Raw genomic sequence first — 21,441 nt, 5'->3', positions numbered from 1 at the left:
CGGCTCATAGGCCGAGCCGCCACGGGCGGCAAGCCGATGCACTTCGGAGCGAGGATGAAATAGGCTCTGCCGGCCTGGATGCTGCCGCGGATGCCGATGGTTCAAGCACTTGACGAATGTCCAGAACAAAAACAGAACAGTAAGCGGGCGTTTTCGATGCGTATAACGCTGAGCGGCGGTTGCCGGCGGCATCAGCGCGCCCCATGAAAGCCCAGTCGGGCGCGACGTCGGCCCTGTGAGAGTGATCAGAAGGAGAGAGCGATGGCGGGCAGCGTGAACAAGGTGATCCTTGTCGGCAATCTTGGGCGGGACCCGGAGACGCGCCGGTTGGCCTCCGGCGATCCGGTGGTGAACCTGCGGATTGCGACGTCAGAGTCCTGGAAGGACAAGATGTCCGGCGAGCGCAAGGAGAAGACCGAGTGGCACTCTGTCGTGATCTATAACGAGAACCTGGCGCGCGTGGCCGAGCAGTACCTGCGCAAGGGATCGAAGGTTTACATCGAGGGCCAGCTCCAAACCCGCAAATGGGCCGATCAGTCGGGCGTCGAGAAATACACCACCGAGGTGGTGTTGCAGCGTTTCCGCGGCGAGATGACGATCCTCGACGGCCGTGGCGGCGGCGGTGGCGACTTCGCTGGTGAGGACGAGGGCGGCGGCCAAATCAGCCGCGGCGGGAGTCGCAGTGGCGACTACGGCGGTGGTGGTGGCGAGTATGGCGGCGGCCGTTCCTCCGGTGGCGACCGCCGTCCCTCGGGCGGTGGTGGCGGTAAGCCGAGCTACGATCTCGACGACGACATTCCGTTCTAGGTTTCGGAACGACATCGAGGTCGGCCCGCCAAGTGGTATGCCTGCCGTGGAGTGATGGCAGATAAGATCAGGCGGGGAGTCGTCCCGCTGCAACACTGCCTTCATCGATCGGAGAACGATGGCCTGAACATCAAAACTTAACCACGTGCGGAATACGCAATTCCCTCGTGTCGGTGATCAGGCCTCGGCAGTCGAGGAGCACTTCGCGCTCCAGATTGCAGCCTACTGAGACAAACCCGGCACCATGAGGGGAGTGCCGGGTTTCGATGTCACGTTTCAGGTTCACGATCAGCGGTCGCTTTGTCGGCGTCGCCATCCTGGCCGGTCTGCTGGCTGCCGCCTGTCTCGGTCTTGCCATGTCGGAGTTCCGATCCTCGATGATCGGGCAAAAGCGGGAGCAGGTCCGAACTCTCATGGAGACCGCTGTCTCGACGGTTCGGCCGCTCGTGGAGCGTGCGAAGTCTGGGGCAATCAGCGAAGCTGATGCCCAGCGCATGGTCAAAGACCTCCTAAGCAACACGCGTTTCGAAGGTTCGAACTACATCTTTGTTTATGATTACACCGGCAATACGCTTGTCCACCCCCGCGCCGACTATCTCGGGCATAATCGCTTCGACAGCAAGGATCCTTCTACGGGACTTTACATCACCCGCCGGATCATCGATGCCGCGAAATCTGAAAGTCACTACCTCGAATACTCGAACCCGAAGCCGGGTGGCGACGCTCTGAAGCCCAAGATCAGCTACATTGCGCCGATTCCCGAGTGGAATTGGGCTGTGGGAACCGGCATCTACGTCGATGATATCGATGCTTCGATGTCTCAGGCGATTCAGTCGGTGCTGATCCTCGTTCTGCCCATCGCGCTGATCGGCATGGGCGTCGTCATCTACCTCGCCCGCTCGGTGTCACGTCCGCTCATGGCTTTGACCGCCTCGATGGCTCGCCTCGCCTCGGGCGATCTCGATACGTCGATCGCAGGCAGTGGCCGAAACGACGAGATCGGCGAGATCGCCGGAGCGGTCGTCACCTTCCGCGAGAGCCTGAAGGCTCGCGCCTCCGAGCAGATCGCTCAGGATGCGCGTGCGCATGAAGAGGGCCAGGTGGCGCGCCGTGCTGCGATGGCAAAGATCGCCGAGAGTTTCGAGGCCCGGATCGGCCGGCTCGCCGGAGGTTTGTCGCAATCGGCCGCCCAGATGGAGGCTACGGCGCGTTCGATGTCTGCGGTGGCCGAGCAGACCAGCGCGCGGGCCATCGACGTGGCCGGTTCCGCCGAGCAGACCTCGAGCAACGTCCAGGCCGTCGCCGCGGCGACCGAGGAGCTCACCGCCACGGCTCAGGAGATCGGCAACCGCATCGAGGACTCCTCACGCATGGCCGGCCGAGCAGTGGACGAATCTCGCCGCAGCGACCGATCGGTGCAGCTGCTCGCGGCAGGCGCTCAGAAGATTGGCGACGTCGTCGCGATGATCTCGGCCATTGCCGGACAGACCAACCTGCTCGCACTGAACGCCACCATCGAAGCCGCCCGTGCTGGCGAGGCAGGACGCGGCTTCGCGGTCGTCGCCAGCGAGGTTAAGGAACTCGCCGGTCAAACCGCGCGCGCTACCGACGAAATCACTGCGCAGATCGCGCAGATCCAGGATGCGACCCGCGAGGCCGTCGGGGTGATACAGGGCATCGGCGCGACGCTCGGCGAGATGCACCACGCCTCGACCTCCATCGCCGCAGCTGTCGAGGAGCAGCAGGCGGCGATGCAAGAGATCGCGCGCAACATCGCTCAGGCCGCAAGCGGCACCAACCTCGTTACCGGTTCGATCGCCCACGTGCAGCACGATGCGTGGGGCACCGGCGAGGCTGCCACGAACGTACTCGCCACAGCGGCCGAGCTGTCGCGCGATGCCGGCGAGCTGCGCCGCGAGGTCGAGCAGTTCCTGATGGAGATGCGGGCCGCCTGACGCCGAGATTTCGTCCGAGTGCGAGGGCCGGCCACGCCGTAAATGCGTGGCCGGCCCTTCGTGTTTTCAAAGTCTCCGGAATTGCCACCACAGATCAGAGCTAAGATGCTGATGCGGCTCGCAAAGATTTCTCTCGCGCGACGCGCCCGCGCGCTGGCGGAGGCGCGCCAAGTCGGGTAAACGAAACGCACCCCGGTCGAGATGACCCGAGAGAGTTTTTTCCTTGGCAGACAACGACACGCCCGGCGCGGGCGAGCCCCCGACGCCGCCTGCGACCGATATCAAGCCGGTCTCCATCACCGACGAGATGCGCCGTTCCTACCTCGATTACGCGATGAGCGTGATCGTCAGCCGCGCGCTGCCCGATGCGCGCGACGGCCTCAAGCCGGTGCACCGCCGAATCCTCTACTCAGCCTACGAGAGCGGCTTCCTGCCCGAGCGGCGCTACGTGAAGTCGGCCCGCATCGTCGGTGACGTGATCGGTCAGTACCACCCGCACGGTGACCAATCGATCTACGACGCCTTGGTCCGCATGGCGCAGGACTTCTCGATGCGCCTGATGCTCATTGATGGGCAGGGCAATTTCGGCTCGGTCGACGGCGATCCGCCGGCGGCCATGCGCTATACCGAGTCGAGGCTCGCCAAGCCGGCTACGTCCCTGCTCGCCGACATCGACAAGAACACTGTCGATTTCCAGGCGAACTACGACGACACGCGCGAGGAGCCGTCGGTCCTACCGGCGCGCTTCCCGAATCTACTCGTCAACGGCGCCGGCGGCATCGCGGTCGGCATGGCGACGAACATCCCGCCGCACAACCTCGGCGAACTGATCGATGCCTGCGTTGCCCTGATGGACGATCCGGGCATGACGATTGAGCAACTGACCGAGATCGTGCCCGGCCCGGACTTCCCCACGGGCGGCTCGATCCTCGGCCGCGCCGGCGTGCGCCAGGCCTACGCCACCGGCCGCGGCTCGATCATCATGCGGGCGAAGTCCGAGGTCGAGGAGCTTCGCAAGGAGCGTGAGGCGCTGATCTTCACCGAAATTCCGTATCAGGTGAACAAGGCCACGCTCATCGAGAAGATTGCCGAGCTGGTGAAGGAGAAGCGGATCGAGGGCATCTCTGATCTGCGTGACGAGTCCGACCGCGACGGCATGCGCATCGTGGTCGAGATCAAGCGCGACGCAATGGCCGAGGTGGTGTTGAACCAGCTCTACCGCTTCACGCCGCTGCAGACGTCGTTCGGCTGCAATATGGTCGCGCTCAACGGCGGCCGTCCCGAGCTGATGAACCTGAAGGACCTGCTGCAGGCCTTCGTCGACTTCCGTGAGGAGGTCGTATCACGCCGCACCAAATTCCTGCTCGGCAAGGCTCGCGAGCGCGCCCACGTCTTGTGCGGCCTCGCTATCGCAGTCGCGAATATCGATGAGGTCATCCGGCTGATCCGGACCTCACCCGATCCGAACACGGCGCGTGAAGCGCTGATGGAACGCGACTGGCCGGCTTTCGACATTGCGCCGCTGATCGCCCTCGTGGACGATCCGCGCCATCGCGTCGCTGATGACGGCACCTATCGTCTTTCCGAGATCCAGGCTCGCGCCATCCTCGACCTGCGCCTGCAACGCCTGACCGCTCTGGGCCGTGACGAGATCGGCGACGAACTGGCCAAGCTCGCTGAGGAGATCGCTGATTATCTCGATATCCTGCGCTCCCGCGCCCGCATCCAGAGTATCGTGAAGGGCGAGCTGGCCGAAGTGCGCGAAGCCTTCGCGACACCGCGCAAGACCACGATCCTCGACTACGATTCGAACGTCGATGACGAGGACCTGATCCAGCGCGAGGACATGGTCGTCACCGTGTCCCATGCCGGCTACGTGAAGCGTGTGCCGCTGGCGACCTACAGGGCGCAGAGGCGTGGCGGCAAGGGGCGCTCCGGCATGTCCACCCGCGACGAGGATTTCGTCACGCGGCTGTTCATCGCCAGCACCCATACGCCGGTGCTGTTCTTCTCCGATCAGGGTCAGGCCTACAAGGAAAAGGTCTGGCGCCTGCCGATCGCCGCGCCGAACGCCAAGGGCAAGGCGCTGGTCAACATCCTGCAGCTTCAGCAGCCGGGTGAGCGCATCACCACGATCATGCCGCTGCCGGAGGACGAGACCACCTGGAACGACTACGACGTCATGTTCGCCACCGCCTCGGGCAACGTCAGGCGCAACAAGCTCTCCGACTTCACGGTGGTGAACCGGAACGGCAAGATCGCCATGAAGCTCGACGAGGGCGACCACATCGTCCATGTCGAGATCTGCAAGCCAGAACAGAACGTGCTGCTGACCACCGCCAAGGGGCAGTGCATCCGCTTCCCCGTCGAGGATGTGCGCGTTTTCAAGGGGCGTGACTCCACCGGTGTGCGCGGCATTAACCTCGCAAGCGGGGATGAGGTGATCTCGATGGCGATCTTGAACGCCTTCGACGCGACGCCGGAAGAGCGTGCAGGTTATCTGAAGATGCGCCGGGCGATCACCGGCGAGTCCGCCGAGGACGCAGCAGAGGCCGCAGAGTCAGCGGATGAGGCCGTGGCAGATGCCGCGATCTCTCTGGAACGCTACGAGCAGATGGGCGCGGCCGAGCAGTTCGTGCTGACGATCTCTGAGCGCGGCTTCGGCAAGCGCAGCTCGTCCTACGAGTATCGGACCTCCGGCCGCGGCGGTAAGGGCATCACCGCAATGCGGGTGAACACCCGTAACGGCGATCTCGTCGCTTCCTTCCCCGTGGAAGCCTCTGACCAAATCATGCTCGTAACCAATGCCGGCCAGCTCATTCGCGTGCCGGTGGACGACATCCGCATCGTCGGCCGCGCCTCGCAGGGCGTGACGGTGTTCAACACTGACAAGGCCGAGCGCGTCGTCTCGGTCGAGCACATCGAGGGTGAGGAAGCCGGCGAGATCGAGGCCGAGGATGAGGGCGGCGACGCTTCCGCATGACCAAGGGCAGTCCGGGTGCTCGCCAGAGGGAAGCACCCGGATCCACCCGTAACGCATGGGTGGGTATCTCCCTCGCGCCAGGGCGCAGATCCGGCCTCGCGGGTTCTGGATGACGGATGTCGATGACGATGTCAGTTTCGTTCGTTCCCGAAATGCTTTAACCGGCGGTCGCAATGATCCGCACAGCGCTCTATGCCGGCTCGTTCGATCCGGTCACCAACGGCCATCTCGACGTGGTGCGTCAGGCGGGTCGTCTGTCCCAGCGCTTGGTCCTCGCCATCGGCGTTCATCCCGGCAAGGCGCCGCTCTTCTCAGCGGATGAGCGTGCAGAGCTCCTAAGGGACACCTGCGGCCCCCTCGCGAAGGCCGAAGGCGCCGAGATCGAAATCGTGACGTTCGATGATCTCGCCGTGTCGGTGGCGCGCCGGCATAATGCCAGCATGTTTATCCGCGGCCTGCGCGACGGCACCGATCTCGACTACGAGATGCAGCTTGCCGGCATGAATGCCGCCATGGCGCCAGAGGTACAGACCGTATTCCTGCCAGCGTCGACCGGTGTGCGCCCGATCACGGCGACGCTGGTGCGGCAGATCGCAGCCATGGGCGGAGACGTCTCGCCGTTCGTGCCCAAAATCGTGGCCGAGCGCCTCACCGCCCGTTTCGCCAAACCGTAGACGACCAGGGAGACCACCCCAAGATGAACCGCCGGATCGCCATCCTCACGCTCGCGCTCTCCACGGCATTGGGTTTCGCCGTGCCTGCCACGGCGGATTCGAACACGGTCACGCTTGAGACCAAGGACGGCCGCGTCACCATCGAGCTGCGTCCCGAGATCGCTCCGAAGCACGTCAAGCAGATCAAGACGCTGATCGGTAAGGGCTTCTACGACGGCCTGAAGTTCCATCGCGTCATGGACGGCTTCATGGCTCAGACCGGCGACCCCAAGGGTAACGGCACCGGCGGATCGAGCCTGCCCAATATCCCGGCCGAGTTTTCCTCGGCACCGTTCAAGCGCGGTACCGTCGGCATGGCCCGCTCGCAGGACCCGAACTCGGCGAACTCCCAGTTTTTCATCTGTCTCGGCGACGCGCCCTTCCTCAACGGCCAGTACACCGTGATCGGCGTGGTCACGAGCGGCATGGACGTCGTCGACAAGATCAAGAAGGCCGAGCCCGGCGCACCCGGCGGCGCCGTGACCAACCCCGATAAGATCATTTCGATGAAGCTTGCGAACTGAGGGCGATATGCGCCGACTCGCTGTCCTTGCCGTCATGGCGGTAGCGCTGCCGGCGCCAGGCTTTGCCCATGAGCGGTGGTACGAGCCGCCGCTCAGTCTGCCTCAGGGCCTCCGTCACACGGTTCAGGTTCCGGTCGATCGCAAGACCGGTAGCGGCAAGCCCGCTGATACTATCCGTGATCTCTTCCCGCTCCTGACCGCCTGTTGGCGGGCGCCAGAGGGACTGGAGAAGTTCGAGCGCACCGAGATCACTGTGCGCTTCAGCCTGCGCCGGGACGGTTCGGTGATTGGGACCCCGCAGATCACCTTCTCGAAAGCGCCGGCTGACGACCGCGGCAAAGCCCTGCTGACCGACGCCGCCGTCTCGGCGATCCGCCATTGCACGCCGGTCCGGATCACCCCTGCCCTCGGCGGCGCCATTGCCGGGCGGCCCCTGTCCATCCGCTTCATCTACGAAGGGCCGAAGGGCAAGGGAGTCTGAGCTGCTCAGCCCGAGTTCGGTGGCCTCCCACATCACTCCAAAGCTCAGGCTGGACGAAAACGGTTTGATCGCCGCCGCTCCCCGGCATACCTAAGCGGATGGCATCCTATTCAAGGAAGCCCGGGCGAGTTGGCGCGCGGCACGATCGAATTGATCTTACGCTGCACGATGCCGGCGCGAACCCATGAGGCCATCTGCACGATGGGCTCGCACGACATCGCGCTCCGCCTCGTCTAAAAGCAAATGAAACACTGAGGAGTTCTTGGGTATGGCAGAAGCCAACGAGACCATCGTCCTGGAGACCACGAAGGGCCGCGTTGTGATTGCGCTGCGTCCCGATCTGGCGCCGAACCATGTCGAGCGCATCAAGACGCTGGCCGGTCAGGGCTTCTACGACGGCGTGCCGTTCCACCGCGTCATCGACGGATTCATGGCTCAGACCGGCGATCCGACCGGCACCGGCTCGGGCGGTTCCGACCTCCCCGACTTGAATGCCGAGTTCAACGCCGAGCCGCATGTGCGCGGCACCTGCTCGATGGCGCGCACCAACTTCCCGCACTCGGCGAATTCTCAGTTCTTCATCTGCTTCGACAACGCGCGCTTCCTCGACAAGCAGTACACCGTGTGGGGCAAGGTGGTCGAAGGCATGGATGTCGTCGATACGATCAACAAGGGCGAGCCGCCGCGCTCCCCCGACAAGATCGTCAAGGCGAGTGTCGCAGCCGCCTGATCGTTTTAGCGGGCACCGGCCATGGTGAGCGTCTACACTGTGGCCGGACTCGCCCAACGCGCCTTCCGATGATCCCTTGGATCCATCTCGATACCGGCCCTATCCCCGGTGAGGAAACGCCGCTGCGTCTGATGCAGCGCGGCGAGCAGTTCTCGATCTTCGTCGGCCCGACCGAGTTGATGAGCAACCGTCTCCACGCCTCGGAGAAGGCGCTCGCCACGCTGATCTGCGGGCGTCTACGGGACCGTCCACGTGTGCGCATCTTGATCGGCGGCCTCGGCATGGGTTTCACCCTTCGTGCCGCTCTCGACGCGCTCGGGCCGGACGCCACGATCGTTGTTGCCGAACTCGTCCCGGCCGTTGCCACCTGGGCCCGTGGCCCGCTGGCTCACCTCTTCGACGGCAGCCTCGACGACCCTCGCGTCGATCTTCGCGTGGATGATGTCGGCCGCCAAATCCGCGCGGCGCCCGGCCAGTATGACGCGATCCTGCTCGACGTCGACAACGGCCCCGGTGGCTTGATGCGGGCGGAGAACGACCGCCTCTACGGGCTAGAGGGTCTCAGCCAAGCCCGCACGGCTCTCCGCGCTGACGGTATTCTCGGCATCTGGTCGCAGGGCCCAGACGCAGCCTTCACGACACGCCTCAAGCGCTCAGGCTATACAGTCGAGGAGGAACGCGTGCGGGCGCATGGCAGTGGTGGGCGCCGGCACGTCCTGTGGCTCGCGACCCGCCCAGCGAGTGGCGCCAAGCCGTCGTCGGGCGCGTCCCGCGGCACGCGACCCGCCGACCGAGGCCGCCGTCGCTGATCTCGGCTCGGGCGTGAGCGAGACGGCTCGCTAAGTCCTCGACAGGCTCGTTGCGTGAGAGAGGGTCAGCCCTCGGTCAGGACGATGTCCTTCAGCCGGTCGGGCCGGGTCAGCCGGATGTGCGACTTGTCGATGGCGATGATGCCCTCGCGGCGGAAACGATTGAGCATCATCGTTACCCATTGCCGGGTTGAGCCGACCAGCGCGGCAATCTCGTCGTGCGTGATCCGTCGGCGGATCACCACGGCACCGCTTTCGGAGCTGCCGTAGAGGTCGCCGAGATTGAGCAGGAGCTGGGCGAGCCGCTCGATCACGGAGCGCGTGCCAAGCATCTGTGCCATCGCCGTGTAGCAGCGTCCCTTGGCCTCCAGCGCCTCGATCAGACAGAGCGCAAAATTCGGCATCTGCCGGATCAGGCTGCGCAGCGTCGCGCTCGACAACACCGTTACCCGCACCGGCTCAATCGCGATGCCGGACCACTGATGGAAGCCACCGCCATAGATACTCGGACCGCCGATGAAATGTCCTGGCGTCCAGTAGGCAAGCGTCACCTGCCGCCCGGATGGGCCGGAATAGTAGACGCGCACCCGGCCGGCCTCGATCAGGAAGATGCCCTCATGAGCGTCGCCCTGTGTGAACACGCTCTCGCCCGGCGCGAGCGAAACGGAGCGGCCGGCGGCGCGCACCCGCGCGGCTTCCGTCGGCGTCAGACGGTCGAGGAAGGCGGCACCGTCGTCGAGGCCCTCGATGGTCTCGCTCAAGAACAGGGCGCTCGCGATCAAGGGCGCCGGCCTGCGACGGTCGGGGAGAGCGATGGTCGCCGACAACATGATGGGGAACCGCGAAAGAAGGCGCCTCGGCCCCGCGGCCAAGCAGCAATTGAAGCCACCTATTGTCGAAGAACGCGGCCCCGAAGCAATTCTAAATTTTTCGCTAGAGCAGATCTAATCTTCTATCTTGGACATGAGATCGAGAATTTATTTCCAGACGCGCAATGATCGCCGCTGTTTTGCGTGATCTTATTCTTCAAATGAAATTAATTGCTCGCGGCGGCGCAGCATGGCGGGAAGGAATAGGACCGTCGCTGCGTGGCCGAAGATGCCTCGCGCCCCAGCCCTTTTCGACGGAGTTCGACGCGTGACGCTTCTACGCAGCCTGACCGCCATTCTGCTCTCGGCGACCGCGATCGGCACGGCGCAAGCCGAGACCATCCGCGTCGCCGTGGGCACGCAGGACACCACGATCAACTGCGCCACCGGCGGTCTGCTGATCCGGGAGTTGAAGCTTCTTGAGAAGTACCTGCCGCACGACGGCAAGTACAAGGACGCGACCTACGACATCCAATGGCGCAACTTCACCAGCGGCGCGCCGCTGACCAACGAGATGGTAGCCGGCAAGCTCGATCTCGGCGCCATGGCCGACTTTCCGGGCTCGCTGAACGGTTACGCCTTCAATAAGGCTGGCCGGCAAAGCCTGTTCATCTCCGTCCTCTCGGGCAGCATCAAGGGCAGTGGCAACGGCGTTGTCGTGCCGACGGCATCCCCGGTCCAATCCTTCGCTGACCTGAAGGGCAAGACGATCTCGGTGCCCTTCGCTTCCACCTCGCACGGGCTGCTGCTGCGCGCGGTCAAGGCACAGGGCTGGGACCCGGCCCGCGACGTCACGATTATCACCCAGGCGCCGGAAATGGCCGGCTCGGCTCTCCTCGCCAACAAGATCGAGGCGCATGCCGACTTCGTGCCGTTTGCCGAACTGTTTCCCTGGCGCGGCTTCGCCCGGAAAATCTATGACGGCTCGCAATCCAACGCGCCGACCATGCATGGCTCGCTGGTCGATGCTGCCTATGCCGAAAAGTATCCGGAAATCGTCACGGCCTATCTGCGCGCCGCGATCGAGGCCGATCGTTTGATCGCGGCCGAGCCCGAAAAGTATGCCGAGCTCATCGAGAAGGTGACCGGAATAGAGGCCGAGGTCGCCTACCTGTTCCACGGCCCCCTCGGTCTGCAGACCCGCGATATCACCTGGAAGCCCGAGTACCGGCAGGCGGTCAAAACCTCCTTCGAGACGCTGAAACTCCTGAAGAAGGCCGATTCCGATATCGACCTCGATCGCTTCGTCGACGACCGCTTCATCCGCGCCGCCGCCAAGGAAGCCGGAATCGACTACGAGTCGCGCCTCAAGGACTATGCGCAAACGCCGCTGGTCGCCAACGATGCGGTCACCGGCCAGCCCATCACTGACCCGGCGCGCGTCGCGCAGATCTGGGTCAAAGGCGAAGCGCATGTCCGGCACTACGCCTCGCCGGAAGCGGCTCTCGGCGCGCTCGCTGAGATCGAGAAGGAGGGCGGCCAAGTCCGGGTCATCTACGCGCAGGATCGCGGCAGCAATATCAAGCTCTTCGCGAAACAGGCCTGGTTCGTGCGGGACGCGGATCGGCACCTCAGCGCCTTCCTGCTCAAGGGCGATGCGGAGGCCTATGCCCAGGCCCATGGCGGAGACGTCATCGACTTCGCCGCCGCGCGAGCGGGCACCACACGACTGAGCGCCCGATGAGCGCCTCCGCCATCGACGCGTCCGGGGCTGTGCTCGACAGAGACACGAAGGTTGCGCGAGCGCGGTCCTGGGCCTGGGACCGGCTGCCGCTCGGCCGGATCGCCCTGCGGGCCGCCGCCCTGGCCGCGAGCCTCGTCATCTGGCATCTCCTGGCAAGTTCGCGGCTAGACCTTGGGCTGGTGACTTTCCGCAACGTGCCGACGCCGGCCGAGGCGGCGCGGGCCGCCTGGGCTCTGCTTCACTCGCCGAAGCTCGCGGCCCATCTCGGCGCGAGCCTAGCCCGGGTGCTCGCCGGCTTCCTCGCGGCCTTCGCCGTCGGTGTCGGCCTCGGCCTCGCCATCGGCAGGTCGCGGCTTGCCAGGGATCTCCTGCTGCCACCCCTCGAAGTGCTGCGCCCGATCCCGGCCGTTGCCTGGATCCCGCTGGCGATCCTGATGTTCCCGTCCTCCGAGCTGTCGATGGCCTTCATTACCTTCACGGGAGCGCTGTTCCCGATCCTCCTGAACACCGTCCACGGCGTCGAGGCGGTGAATTCCCGGCTCGTTGCGGCCGCGCGCAGCCTCGGCGCGGGGAACGGTGCGATCCTGCGCGAGGTGATCCTGCCGGGCGCGGCGCCGAGCATCATCACCGGCGCAGCCATCGGCATGGGTACGGCTTGGTTCTGCCTCGTGACCGCCGAGATGATCTCTGGCCAGTACGGGATCGGTTACTTCACCTGGGAATCCTACACCCTGCAGAACTACGACGACATCGTCGTCGGCATGCTGCTGATCGGGCTGCTCGGCATGGGTTCGAGCCTGCTCGTGCGCAGGCTCGGCGCCCTCGCTACACCTTGGACCGGCGCAGGAGCCAAGCGATGAGTGAGACTGCACGAGAAGGACGGATCACGATCACGGACGCCGCGATCCGGCTCGGCCAGCGCGGGGCCGCCTTCGACGTGATCGAGGATGTCAGCCTGACCATCCCCGGCCGTCAGTTCGTCTGCCTGCTTGGCCCCTCAGGCTGCGGGAAGTCGACCCTGCTCGGGGCGCTGGCGGGTCATCTCGCCCTGAGCCGAGGCCGCGTCGCCGTCGACGGCAAGCCGGTGGACGGCCCTCATCCGGAACGCGGCATCGTCTTCCAGCAGCACACGCTGTTCCCCTGGAAAAGTGTGGTCGACAACGTCGCCTTCGGCCTCAAGATGAAGGGCATCGCCACGGCCGAGCGTCTGGCGCAGGCGCGTGACTACCTTGCCCTGGTTGGTCTCGATGCCTTCGCTGACCGCTATCCGGCTGAGCTGTCCGGCGGCATGCAGCAGCGGGTAGAGATCGCCCGCGTGCTCATCAATCAGCCGCGCGTGCTGCTGATGGACGAGCCGTTCGGTGCGCTCGACGCGCAGACGCGCCAGACCATGCAGGAACTGCTGCTCGACGTCTGGGCGCGGCTGCCGACCACAGTGCTGTTCGTGACCCACGACATCGACGAGGCGCTGTTCCTCGCAGACCGCGTGCTGGTGATGAGCCCGCGGCCCGGCCGCATCCTCGACGATTTCCCGGTACCGTTCGACAGGCCGCGCCATCGCGATCTCGTCGTTGACCCGTCCTTCGCGCGGCTCAAGCACCACTGCCTCGATCTGCTCAGGCCCAGACGGAAGACCCATCCCCTGCCCCGCCTGACTCCCCTCGGCCTGCCGCCTCAAACGGCATCCGGGATTCCAGCTTGAGAAAGGGTTCTCATGCGGTGGCGCTATCGCGGCTGTTGCATCCGCAATTCGTTCGCTCGCGGCCCAATGGAACCACCAACTGAGGTCATAACCCGAGTGCGAGGCCGTCGCTTCGTGGGTCATGCGCGCCTGACATTTGTCCTTCGGCATCGATCACAATGGCGCCGGCTTGTCCGGCGAGCGGGCTCTGGGCCTCGATCAGGCTGATGGCGTGCCCGCGCTCGCGCAAAGCTGCGACGGTTTTCGGATCAACGTCGCTCTCCAGCTTCAGGCTGTCACGGTCGTCAGAGAAAGTTCGTCCGAGGAGAAAGCGCGGGCGCGCCAGCGCCTCGGCAGGATCGAGCGCGTAGTCGATGAGCCGGGTCAGCAGCACGGACAGGGTCTGAGGCTGCCCGTCTGCGCCTTGCGTCCCATACAGGATATGCGGCCGCCCATCCTTCAACGCCATGCCGGGGTTGAGCGTATAGAACGGCCGCTTGCCGGGCTCGTAGACATTCGGGCTCGCCGGATCGAGACTGAAGGCAGCGCCGCGGTTCTGCCAGAGCACGCCGGTATCACCAACGACAACGCCGCTGCCCCAGTCGAAATAGGTGCTCTGCAGGACGCTGACGCTGCGCCCCTGCGCGTCGGTCGCGCCGAAGAAGACCGTGTCGCCGGTCCGGTATGGCTGTGGCCAATCGAGGGCACGACCGGGATCGACGGCAGCCGCCTTCGTGGCAAGACGGTCCGCGCCGATCCAAAGATCGTCAGCCGGTGCGACGAACGACGGGTCGGCGATCGCGCTGCGGTCGAGGAAGGCCTGTTTCACCGCCTCGACGCAGCGGTGGAAGTAGTCCGCGCTGCCCTCCTCCACATCCGACAATCCGAGACGTTCGAGGATGCCCATGATCGCGAGCGTCGTCACGCCTTGAGTGGGCGGCGGCGGGGCGAGCAGCGTCAATCCGCGATACTCGAGTGCAACTGGGGCCTCCTCCCGCGCCCGCGTGTCGCGCAAGTCGTCGGCTGTGAGCGGTGAGCCCACCTCAGCGAGGCCTTTGGCGAGTGCGGCAGCGAGCTCACCCTCGTAGAAGTCCCGCGGGCCGTTGTCAGCGATCAGCCGAAGGCTGCGCGCCAGCGCCTTCTGGACGAAGGGCTCGCCGATGCGCGGGACGCGACCCTCATGCAGGAAGGTCCGGACGAAGCCAGGCCAGGCCGGCAGGTCGGCTCGGCGGAATTCGGTCCAGAAGGCTTGCGAGGCCGAATACGGGAATCCGTTCTCGGCATAGCCGATGGCCGGATCGAGCAGGCTGGCAAGACTGATCCGCCCTCCCCAATGCCGGCGTGAAAAGTCCTGTGCGAGGCGCCAGGTGTCGACGACACAGGCCGAGGCGAGCGTCGAGAGCGGACCGCGGGTCGGGATGGTGCCCTTGCAGGCAGGCGGAGCAGAAGCGGCCTGCCCGATACCGGTCAGCGTGGTGCGCCGGCCCTCGCGATCGGCGATGATCCAGATAGCGTCGCCGCCGATGCCGCAGAAATGCGGATAGGTCACCGCGATCACGCCGCCGATGGCGATGGCCGCCTCGATCGCATCGCCGCCCTCGCGCAGCACTTTGAGACCGGCCACGCTCGCCAGCGTGTGCGGGCTCGTGACCATGCCGCGTTTCGAGGTCGCGAGGATGGGGACGGGCGCGCCCGCATCCGGGCGGCCCGCTGTGGTGGCAAGACGGGTCATGGCGATTTCCAGAGTGAATGGCCCCGGCGCCGAACTGGCGCAGGGGCGAAGTCGAGCGCGCTGCTAGTGCTGCGTCACCGGGTGGGACAGGTTCGTCTCAGGACGTCCCGGATGGTGCGCACCGAGCGTCGCGGTAAGCCAGGCATAGACGGGGCCGAGCGCATTCATCGCCAGTACTGAGACGAGGGCAACCAGCGGATCCTTCGGCACCGGGCCGAAGCCGCCGAAATAGGTGGCGAAGTAACAGGCGAAGCCGAAGAACATGCCGGGCACGAAGCTCAGCGACTCGAACCGGCCGAGCGCCATCATCGACCCGTTGAGACTGAATAGGATCGCGCATTGCGCGAGCGTCAGCGCCGCGCCGGAGAGATGCTGCGCGGCGAAGCCGAAACCGAGCACGATCAGGCAGGCGACGCAGTTCCCGAGCGCCATGGTTGGCCAGATCCGTTTCAGGACTTCGGGCTTGGGGCCGCCGGCAGCGAAAGTCCCGGCCCAGCCGATGAAGATTGCCCAGGGCGGCAGGTGGTGCGGAATGAACAGGGTTGTCACAGCGAGGGCGGAGGCGACGATTTCGGCGGGTGGCTTCTTCATGATGGCGTTTCCTCTGTTCAGGCCCGTTTTCAGGCTTCTGGTTCAGGCGGGTTGGGCTTCGATCGAACGGTCGTGAACACGGCCGCATCCACGGCAGATGCGGCTTTCGACGGTGGTCACCACGCTGACGCGTCCGTTCTTGAGCACCCAGGACCGCGGAGGCATGTCGAGCAGAGCATCGGCAACGGTCTGGCTATCGAGGATCACGATGTCAGCGCGCTTGCCCACGGCGAGGCCGTAGGCCTCCGAGATGCCGACGGCGCGTGCGGCGTTGACCGTGCCCATCTTGAGGATCTCGGCCTGGTGCTCGGGCGTGCCGAACTGAACGAGATGGGCGAGCAGGTTGCCGATCTGCAGCGGATCGGCCTTGCCGAAGGGCGTGAAGGCGTTGCGGATGTTATTCGACGAATAGGCGACGTTGACGCCGGCCGCGTGGAGCGCCCGAACCGGTGTCAGCCCGCGCCTTGGCCTGGAGTCGTCCCTGCGGCCGCCGAGATAGACGTCGGTGGCCGGCAAGGTGACAATGCTGATGTCAGCCTCGCGCAGGGCCTCGATCACCGGCTTGGCCTCTTCCGGTTCCAGCGCGCCCATGCTGGTGACGTGGCCGAGGGCGACGCGGCCCTGATAGCCCGTGGCGATGGTCTTCTCGGCGATGTACCGTGCGGTGGCGAAGCGTGCGTCGCGCGTGTCGTCGGCGAAGTCGACATGCATGTCGATGGGCAGGCTACGCTTCATCGCCATATCGAAGACGCGGTCGATATGGCTGCGCGTGTCCTCGGGCGTCAGCTCGTTATAGGGGCAGCCCCCGACCACGCCGGCGCCGGCATCGAGCGCCGCTTCCATCAGATCGACCACGCCCTCCGTCTTGAGGATGCCCTCCTGCGGGAAGGCGACGACCTGCAGGTCGATCAGGTCGCAGTATTCCTCTCGAAGTTGCAGAGCGGTCTCGACGCCGATCAGGCCCTGGATCGGGTCGACGTCGGGGTGTGCGCGGATCAGGGTGGTGCCGTTGCGGACAGCCATGTCGAGCACGCGGCGCGAGCGCTCGAGGACGTCCTCACGCTCCTGCTTGGCTTTCAGGATGCCGGTGACGCGTATCGCCTCTTCGAGGGTGCCGGTGCGGGCCGGCAGGCGGCGATGCAGGAAGGCCTTGTCGAGGTGCAAGTGTGGCTCGACGAAGCCGGGCAGCGCGGCGCGCCCCCCGGCGTCGATCTCCTCCTCAGCCATCTCGGGAATCGCCTCGGCGATCTCGACGATGACGCCTGCCTCGATACCGATATCGACGAGCGGTTGCTCGTCGTCGATGCGAACCCGGCGGATGACGATATCCATGGCGTCTTTCGCCCTCCGTTGCTTGTCCGGCTCGTTGGCCGGCACCGCGGATCACTCCCTAGCTGCACCATGGCAGTCCACTGGGCATGCAAACAATCAGCCGTTTCCGGGATAGGGCTCGGATTAGTCCGAGCTGCACTGCAGCGCCGGAGTGAGATGCGGACCCTCGCTTCCTGAAAGGCGGCGGCGCGTGACGGACCAAACGACGCGGAAGTTCATCATCCTGATGACCGACGGCGAGAACCAAAGCACATCAAATAGCTCGAACAACGGCTCCTACTATTCGGGCATCAGCTATATCTGGGCCGATCGCCTCGGCAATTTCAACGAATACGCCAGCAACGCAGCGCGGACGGCTGCGCTCGACAGTCGATTGTCGACCCTGTGCACCAACATCAAGGCCGCCGGGATTCAGATCTTCACGATCAGGGTGGAGGTAACGAGCGGCACGAGCGCACTCCTGCAATCCTGCGCGAGCAACCCGAACATGTTCAATGACGTCTCGAACTCGGCCAACCTGACAGCAGCGTTTCAGGCGATCGGCGCGCAGATCAGCGAATTGAGGCTGTCGAACTAGAGCCGTATCCGACCTGATTACGCCAGGCCCCGGGCGATGGCGTAGCGAACGAGGTCGGCGGTTGTGCCGGCATCGAGCTTGAGCAGAACGTTGCTCTTGTGCGTACTCACGGTCTTGATGCTGAGATCGAGTTCGCGGGCAATCGCCGAGACGGAGCGGCCGCCGACAAGGCGGTCGAAGATCTGGCGTTCGCGCGGCGTGAGCGCTGTATGCGGTAAGTCGGGTTCGAGCATCTGCCGGATCAGGGCCTGCGAGGCGCTGGGGCTGACGACGCGCTCGCCCGCCGCCGTCTTGCGGATCGTCTCGATCAGCTGGTCCGAGGCGCTGGCCTTTGTAACGTAGCCGGCGGCCCCTGCCTTGAGCGCTTCGATCACGTATTGCCGCTCTTCGTGCATACTGAGCACGACGATGCGCGCCGTTCCGGCGGCAGCAACCTCCCGCACGAGGGCGACGCCGCTGCGGCCGGGCATCGAGAGATCGAGCAGCACCACGTCGCAGGCAGCTGTCGCAAGCCGCTCGACGAGCCCGTTGCCGGTCGTCGCCTCGCCGACGATCTCGAAATCAGCCTGTTCAGCGAGGATCTGCTTCAGCCCCTCGCGAAAGATCGCATGGTCGTCGGCGATGAACAGGCGGATCATCGCGCGGTCTTCCGTCGGGGCCGGCGTTCGAGCGGTAGGCGCACGCGGACCGTGGTGCCTGCGCCGACCTTGCCATCGATGGCGACGCTGCCGCCGAGCAGCCGCGCCCGCTCGCGCATCCCAGCCAAACCGAGCCGTCCTTTGCCGGAGGTCGCGCGGTCAATGCCGCATCCGTCATCCGAGACTGCGATCACCAGGGCGTCACCCTCGTTGCGCGCATTCACCTCGGCGTGCGTCGCCGCCCCATGACGCAGGACGTTGGTCAGGGCCTCCTGCACAATCCGGAAGGCAGCGGTGCTCACCTCCGGATCGTAGATCTGGCCATCCTCGAAGGCGAGCGTGATCGGGATTCCGCTGCGTTCCGACATGCTCTGGGTCAGCCATTCGATGGCTGCGCGCAGGCCGAGTTCGTCGAGGATCAGCGGCCTCAGCTCGGTCGCGATCCGGCGCAGATCGACCACCGACCGGTCGGCGATACCGATGAGCCGCTCGATGCGGGCCTGGACAATGTCCGGCTCTCCAAGCCTGTCCCTCATCCAGGCCAGGTCCATCTTGATCGCGGTCAACGTCTGGCCGAGCTCGTCGTGGAGTTCGCGAGCGATGCGGGCGCGCTCCTGCTCACGAGTCTGCTGCTCGAACTCCGAGAGTTTTCGTAATTGCTCGCGCGAGGCGATCAGTTCGGCTTCCGCAGCCTTACGCTTCGTGATGTCACGCGAAATTCCGACGGTGCCGACGATGTTGTTGCTTTCGTCCCAGATCGGCGACTTGATGGTGTCGTACCAGCGCAGCAGCCCGTCCGGCCCGCGTCGTGCCTCCTCGTAGCGCCGCCGCTTCCCACTGCGCACCACGGCTTGGTCGGTCTTGAGGTAGACCCTGGCGATGTCCGCCGGCCAGATTTCCTCGGGACGCCGTCCGATGACGTCGGCATCGGTCACGCCAAGCACGTCGAGATAGGTGGCACTGACCGCGAGGTAGCGCGACTCGCGGTCCTTCAGCCAAGCCATGTCAGGGATGTTGTCGAGAAGCGCATGCTCCAGCCATCGATTGCGGCCAGACATCGTAGGCATGATTGAACACTCGGTAGACCACGCCACTTTATGCGCAGGATGTCTTACAGACCAGCAAGCAAGGACGGCGCGAGTGCGATCAACCGCTGGCTGAGCGCGAAACTTCAGTTTCGCTGTCTAAGTCTGCTTCTGGCCTGCATCCTGGTGATCCGGCCGCTGAAGGGCCGAGGAGGAATAGCTGGCTGTTTCGACAGCGATGCCCCTCGCCGTGGCGAAAAACGGAGCCGCGAAGGTTGTCAGTCGCCGCGGCGGTGTGCCGCCATAGATGAATCAACCGTAGAGGCCCGCAGAGGCCCTGCTGGAGGAGACATCATGCGTTTGCCCACCGTCATTGCGGCCTCGGTCGCTCTTGCCCTCTTCAGCCTACCGGCCGTCGCCCAGCAACCGTCGCCAGCTGCGCCCAATTTGCCCGACAAGATCCCGTTCGGCGTGCCGTACGGTGCTCCGATCGGCCTGGAACAGGCGCGCAAGATCGTGGCGGCCTCACAGGCAGAGGGCGAGAAGCGGGGCTGGCCGATGAACATCGCCGTCGTCGACACGCACGGCGATCTCGTGCATTTCGCGCGGATGGACGGCGCCCAGCTGTCCTCCGTCGACATCTCCCAGCGCAAGGCGCGGACCGCCGCGCGCTGGCGGCGCGAGTCACGGGTCTTCTTCGAGGCCTACAGCAAGGGACCGCCGATCTACGGCACGCTCGATCCTGGTCTCGCCGCCTCCTCCGGCGGCATCCCGCTGATCGTCGAGGGCAAGCTGATCGGCGCAATCGGCTGCTCGGGCGGCACCAGCGACCAGGACGTCGTCATCTGTCAGGCTGGGGTCGACGCGCTGAAGTAGCGATCGGCGCTGCGGCGGCCGGCCCAATCAGACGAGCACGGGCTGGGCCGCCTGCTTACCCACGCCAAACACGCGCCTGTAGCGCTCGACTTCGGATTCCGGACCCTGTGCCTTCGACGGGTTGTCGGAGATCTTCACTGTCGGCCGCCCATCGGCCTCGATCACCTTGCAGACGATCGAGATCGGGTCGAGCCGCCTATCCGGCATGAACCCGCGGAAATCGTTGGTCAGCAGCGTGCCCCAACCGTAGCCGATCCGCAGGCGCCCGTGAAAATGCGCATGGATCCGTTCGATGTCGTCGATGTCCAAACCGTCGGAGAAGATCGCGAGCTTCTCACGGGGATCGCGGCCGCGCGATTGCCAGAAACGGATCGCCTCCTCGCCGCCCTCGATCGGGTCTTTTGAGTCGATGCGGATGCCCGTCCAGGCCGTGAGCCAGTCCGGCGCATCAGCGAGAAACCCCGTCGTGCCGTAGGTGTCTGGGAGCAGGACGAGCAGATTGCCCTCGTAATCCTGTTGCCAGTGGGCAAGCACCTCATAAGGTGCTTTGGCTAAAGCTGTATCGTCCTCGGCAAGCGCCGCGTACACCATCGGCAATTCGTGCGCATTCGTGCCCACGGCCTCGACTTCGCGGCGCTGGGCGATGAGGCAGTTCGAGGTACCGAGGAAGGCATTCCCCAAACCTTCCTGCATCGCCTGCACACACCAATCCTGCCAAAGGAAGCCGTGGCGGCGGCGCGTGCCGAAATCCGCGATGGACAGGTCGGGCAGCTTCTTCAGGCGCTCGATCTTCTCCCAGACGCGGGTCATGGCGCGGGCGTACAGCACCTGCAGTTCGAACCTGCCCATGCCGTGGAGCGTCGCGCGCGAGCGCAGCTCGTTGAGGATGGCCAGCGCCGGCACCTCCCATAGCGTGGTTTCGATCCACGGGCCGTGGAAGGTCAGAACATACTGGCCATCATGCCGCTCCAGCTCGTAGGGCGGCAGTTGGAAGCCTTCGAACCAGTCCAGGAACTCCGCCGAGAACATCTGGCGCTTGCCATAGAAGGTGTTGCCGCGAAGCCAAGTTGCCTCGCCACGGGTCAGTTTCAGGCTGCGGGCATGGTCGAGCTGGGCGCGCAACTCGCCCTCATCGATCTCGTCGGCGATCCGGATGGCGCTGCTGCGGTTCTTGATGCCGAAGGTGACCGGCAGATCGCGATGGCGGCGGAAGATCGTCTGCGCCATCAGCAGCTTGTAGAAGTCGGTGTCGAGCAGCGACCGGATGATCGGGTCGATGCGGAAGTTATGATTGTAGACGCGAGTCGCGAGGTCGAGCATCGAGATCGATCGGCCCTGACGCGACCAGGGCGGTCGCCCGTCGCAGAGGCTCACGGTGGGCGGGGAGGAGTCAATCCGGCGCGACGGCAGTCCCCTCCCTCGTACCTCCATCAT

At 65.1% G+C, this 21,441-nt stretch carries 21 protein-coding genes; 14 read left to right on the top strand and 7 right to left on the bottom strand.

The annotated features are described in order from the left end of the window. The first annotated feature begins 261 nt into the window (after positions 1-261). From ssb to MGN01_RS09635, 8 genes are all read left to right on the top strand, one after another. On the top strand, positions 262-807 hold the full coding sequence (ssb, locus tag MGN01_RS09670; protein WP_147046396.1) for a single-stranded DNA-binding protein: 546 nt from the start codon (positions 262-264) through the stop codon (positions 805-807). Positions 808-1,073: 266 nt separating this feature from the next. Beyond that, positions 1,074-2,762 (top strand): methyl-accepting chemotaxis protein, encoded by a 1,689-nt coding sequence (locus tag MGN01_RS09665; RefSeq protein ID WP_147046395.1) that lies wholly within the window; start codon positions 1,074-1,076, stop codon positions 2,760-2,762. Between the two features lie 223 nt (positions 2,763-2,985). Further along, complete coding sequence (gene gyrA, locus MGN01_RS09660; RefSeq protein WP_147046394.1) at positions 2,986-5,745, top strand: DNA gyrase subunit A; 2,760 nt, start codon at positions 2,986-2,988, stop codon at positions 5,743-5,745. A gap of 173 nt (positions 5,746-5,918) precedes the next feature. Next, complete coding sequence (gene coaD, locus MGN01_RS09655; protein WP_147046393.1) at positions 5,919-6,419, top strand: pantetheine-phosphate adenylyltransferase; 501 nt, start codon at positions 5,919-5,921, stop codon at positions 6,417-6,419. 23 nt (positions 6,420-6,442) lie between these two features. Further along, positions 6,443-6,982: a peptidylprolyl isomerase gene (locus tag MGN01_RS09650; protein WP_147046392.1), complete on the top strand. Its 540-nt coding sequence runs from the start codon at positions 6,443-6,445 to the stop codon at positions 6,980-6,982. A gap of 7 nt (positions 6,983-6,989) precedes the next feature. Beyond that, positions 6,990-7,463, top strand: a complete 474-nt coding sequence (gene tolA, locus MGN01_RS09645; protein WP_238258432.1) for a cell envelope integrity protein TolA — start codon at positions 6,990-6,992, stop codon at positions 7,461-7,463. A gap of 268 nt (positions 7,464-7,731) precedes the next feature. After that, positions 7,732-8,193 (top strand): peptidylprolyl isomerase, encoded by a 462-nt coding sequence (locus tag MGN01_RS09640; RefSeq protein WP_147046391.1) that lies wholly within the window; start codon positions 7,732-7,734, stop codon positions 8,191-8,193. Between the two features lie 68 nt (positions 8,194-8,261). Continuing rightward, positions 8,262-9,002, top strand: a complete 741-nt coding sequence (locus MGN01_RS09635; RefSeq protein WP_147046390.1) for a spermidine synthase — start codon at positions 8,262-8,264, stop codon at positions 9,000-9,002. A gap of 65 nt (positions 9,003-9,067) precedes the next feature. Here the strand turns inward: MGN01_RS09635 and MGN01_RS09630 are convergent, their stop codons facing one another. Next, entirely contained in the window at positions 9,068-9,832 is a 765-nt protein-coding gene (locus tag MGN01_RS09630; protein WP_147046389.1) for a Crp/Fnr family transcriptional regulator, read from the bottom strand. Between MGN01_RS09630 and MGN01_RS23520 the strand changes: the two genes are divergently transcribed. From MGN01_RS23520 to MGN01_RS09615, 4 genes are all read left to right on the top strand, one after another. Then, a complete protein-coding gene (locus MGN01_RS23520) occupies positions 9,750-9,950 on the top strand; it encodes a hypothetical protein (protein ID WP_170245913.1) in 201 nt (66 codons plus the stop codon). The genes MGN01_RS09630 and MGN01_RS23520 overlap by 83 nt on opposite strands. Positions 9,951-10,100: 150 nt before the next feature. Beyond that, the gene (locus MGN01_RS09625) at positions 10,101-11,555 is read left to right on the top strand and encodes an ABC transporter substrate-binding protein (protein ID WP_147046388.1); all 1,455 of its coding nucleotides are present in this window, start codon (positions 10,101-10,103) and stop codon (positions 11,553-11,555) included. After that, positions 11,552-12,415 carry an ABC transporter permease gene (locus MGN01_RS09620; RefSeq protein ID WP_147046387.1) on the top strand — a complete coding sequence of 288 codons (864 nt, stop codon included), beginning with the start codon at positions 11,552-11,554 and terminating at the stop codon, positions 12,413-12,415. Before MGN01_RS09625 ends, MGN01_RS09620 begins: the two co-directional genes overlap by 4 nt. Then, entirely contained in the window at positions 12,412-13,257 is an 846-nt protein-coding gene (locus MGN01_RS09615; protein WP_147046386.1) for an ABC transporter ATP-binding protein, read from the top strand. Before MGN01_RS09620 ends, MGN01_RS09615 begins: the two co-directional genes overlap by 4 nt. An 85-nt stretch (positions 13,258-13,342) precedes the next feature. Here the strand turns inward: MGN01_RS09615 and MGN01_RS09610 are convergent, their stop codons facing one another. The 3 genes from MGN01_RS09610 to MGN01_RS09600 all read right to left on the bottom strand — a co-directional run bounded on the left by MGN01_RS09610 (position 13,343) and on the right by MGN01_RS09600 (position 16,891). Next, the gene (locus tag MGN01_RS09610) at positions 13,343-14,890 is read right to left on the bottom strand and encodes a gamma-glutamyltransferase family protein (RefSeq protein ID WP_147046441.1); all 1,548 of its coding nucleotides are present in this window, start codon (positions 14,888-14,890) and stop codon (positions 13,343-13,345) included. Between the two features lie 141 nt (positions 14,891-15,031). After that, positions 15,032-15,559, bottom strand: coding sequence for a DUF1097 domain-containing protein (locus tag MGN01_RS09605; protein WP_147046385.1), 528 nt, complete (start codon positions 15,557-15,559; stop codon positions 15,032-15,034). A 42-nt stretch (positions 15,560-15,601) separates the two neighbouring features. Continuing rightward, positions 15,602-16,891, bottom strand: coding sequence for an amidohydrolase family protein (locus MGN01_RS09600; RefSeq protein WP_147046384.1), 1,290 nt, complete (start codon positions 16,889-16,891; stop codon positions 15,602-15,604). A 226-nt stretch (positions 16,892-17,117) separates the two neighbouring features. Between MGN01_RS09600 and MGN01_RS09595 the strand changes: the two genes are divergently transcribed. Beyond that, positions 17,118-17,468: a hypothetical protein gene (locus MGN01_RS09595; protein WP_147046383.1), complete on the top strand. Its 351-nt coding sequence runs from the start codon at positions 17,118-17,120 to the stop codon at positions 17,466-17,468. A gap of 17 nt (positions 17,469-17,485) precedes the next feature. Here the strand turns inward: MGN01_RS09595 and MGN01_RS09590 are convergent, their stop codons facing one another. Then, the gene (locus MGN01_RS09590; protein WP_147046382.1) at positions 17,486-18,106 is read right to left on the bottom strand and encodes a response regulator; all 621 of its coding nucleotides are present in this window, start codon (positions 18,104-18,106) and stop codon (positions 17,486-17,488) included. After that, on the bottom strand, positions 18,103-19,173 hold the full coding sequence (locus tag MGN01_RS09585; protein ID WP_147046381.1) for a PAS domain-containing sensor histidine kinase: 1,071 nt from the start codon (positions 19,171-19,173) through the stop codon (positions 18,103-18,105). The genes MGN01_RS09590 and MGN01_RS09585 overlap by 4 nt, the downstream gene beginning before the upstream one ends. Positions 19,174-19,485: 312 nt before the next feature. Between MGN01_RS09585 and MGN01_RS09580 the strand changes: the two genes are divergently transcribed. Beyond that, positions 19,486-20,007 carry a GlcG/HbpS family heme-binding protein gene (locus tag MGN01_RS09580; RefSeq protein ID WP_147046380.1) on the top strand — a complete coding sequence of 174 codons (522 nt, stop codon included), beginning with the start codon at positions 19,486-19,488 and terminating at the stop codon, positions 20,005-20,007. 27 nt (positions 20,008-20,034) lie between these two features. Here the strand turns inward: MGN01_RS09580 and pncB are convergent, their stop codons facing one another. Beyond that, positions 20,035-21,327: a nicotinate phosphoribosyltransferase gene (pncB, locus tag MGN01_RS09575; RefSeq protein ID WP_147046379.1), complete on the bottom strand. Its 1,293-nt coding sequence runs from the start codon at positions 21,325-21,327 to the stop codon at positions 20,035-20,037. Positions 21,328-21,441 lie beyond the last annotated feature (114 nt).

Origin of the sequence: Methylobacterium gnaphalii (assembly GCF_007992215.1) — a bacterium.
Lineage (GTDB): Bacteria > Pseudomonadota > Alphaproteobacteria > Rhizobiales > Beijerinckiaceae > Methylobacterium > Methylobacterium gnaphalii.
Note: the sequence above shows the minus strand (reverse complement) of the source record. Positions and strands in the feature narration are given on the sequence as shown.

Coding starts and splice junctions, on each gene's coding strand:
- ssb (WP_147046396.1), top strand. CDS start 262: ATGGCGGGCAGCGTGAACAAGGTGATCCTTGTCGGCAATCTTGGGCGG.
- MGN01_RS09665 (WP_147046395.1), top strand. CDS start 1,074: ATGTCACGTTTCAGGTTCACGATCAGCGGTCGCTTTGTCGGCGTCGCC.
- coaD (WP_147046393.1), top strand. CDS start 5,919: ATGATCCGCACAGCGCTCTATGCCGGCTCGTTCGATCCGGTCACCAAC.
- MGN01_RS09650 (WP_147046392.1), top strand. CDS start 6,443: ATGAACCGCCGGATCGCCATCCTCACGCTCGCGCTCTCCACGGCATTG.
- tolA (WP_238258432.1), top strand. CDS start 6,990: ATGCGCCGACTCGCTGTCCTTGCCGTCATGGCGGTAGCGCTGCCGGCG.
- MGN01_RS09640 (WP_147046391.1), top strand. CDS start 7,732: ATGGCAGAAGCCAACGAGACCATCGTCCTGGAGACCACGAAGGGCCGC.
- MGN01_RS09635 (WP_147046390.1), top strand. CDS start 8,262: ATGATCCCTTGGATCCATCTCGATACCGGCCCTATCCCCGGTGAGGAA.
- MGN01_RS23520 (WP_170245913.1), top strand. CDS start 9,750: ATGGTCTCGCTCAAGAACAGGGCGCTCGCGATCAAGGGCGCCGGCCTG.
- MGN01_RS09630 (WP_147046389.1), bottom strand. CDS start 9,832: ATGTTGTCGGCGACCATCGCTCTCCCCGACCGTCGCAGGCCGGCGCCC.
- MGN01_RS09625 (WP_147046388.1), top strand. CDS start 10,101: ATGCCTCGCGCCCCAGCCCTTTTCGACGGAGTTCGACGCGTGACGCTT.
- MGN01_RS09620 (WP_147046387.1), top strand. CDS start 11,552: ATGAGCGCCTCCGCCATCGACGCGTCCGGGGCTGTGCTCGACAGAGAC.
- MGN01_RS09615 (WP_147046386.1), top strand. CDS start 12,412: ATGAGTGAGACTGCACGAGAAGGACGGATCACGATCACGGACGCCGCG.
- MGN01_RS09610 (WP_147046441.1), bottom strand. CDS start 14,890: ATGGTCACGAGCCCGCACACGCTGGCGAGCGTGGCCGGTCTCAAAGTG.
- MGN01_RS09605 (WP_147046385.1), bottom strand. CDS start 15,559: ATGAAGAAGCCACCCGCCGAAATCGTCGCCTCCGCCCTCGCTGTGACA.
- MGN01_RS09600 (WP_147046384.1), bottom strand. CDS start 16,891: ATGGATATCGTCATCCGCCGGGTTCGCATCGACGACGAGCAACCGCTC.
- MGN01_RS09595 (WP_147046383.1), top strand. CDS start 17,118: ATGACCGACGGCGAGAACCAAAGCACATCAAATAGCTCGAACAACGGC.
- MGN01_RS09590 (WP_147046382.1), bottom strand. CDS start 18,106: ATGATCCGCCTGTTCATCGCCGACGACCATGCGATCTTTCGCGAGGGG.
- MGN01_RS09585 (WP_147046381.1), bottom strand. CDS start 19,173: ATGCCTACGATGTCTGGCCGCAATCGATGGCTGGAGCATGCGCTTCTC.
- MGN01_RS09580 (WP_147046380.1), top strand. CDS start 19,486: ATGCGTTTGCCCACCGTCATTGCGGCCTCGGTCGCTCTTGCCCTCTTC.
- pncB (WP_147046379.1), bottom strand. CDS start 21,327: ATGCTCGACCTCGCGACTCGCGTCTACAATCATAACTTCCGCATCGAC.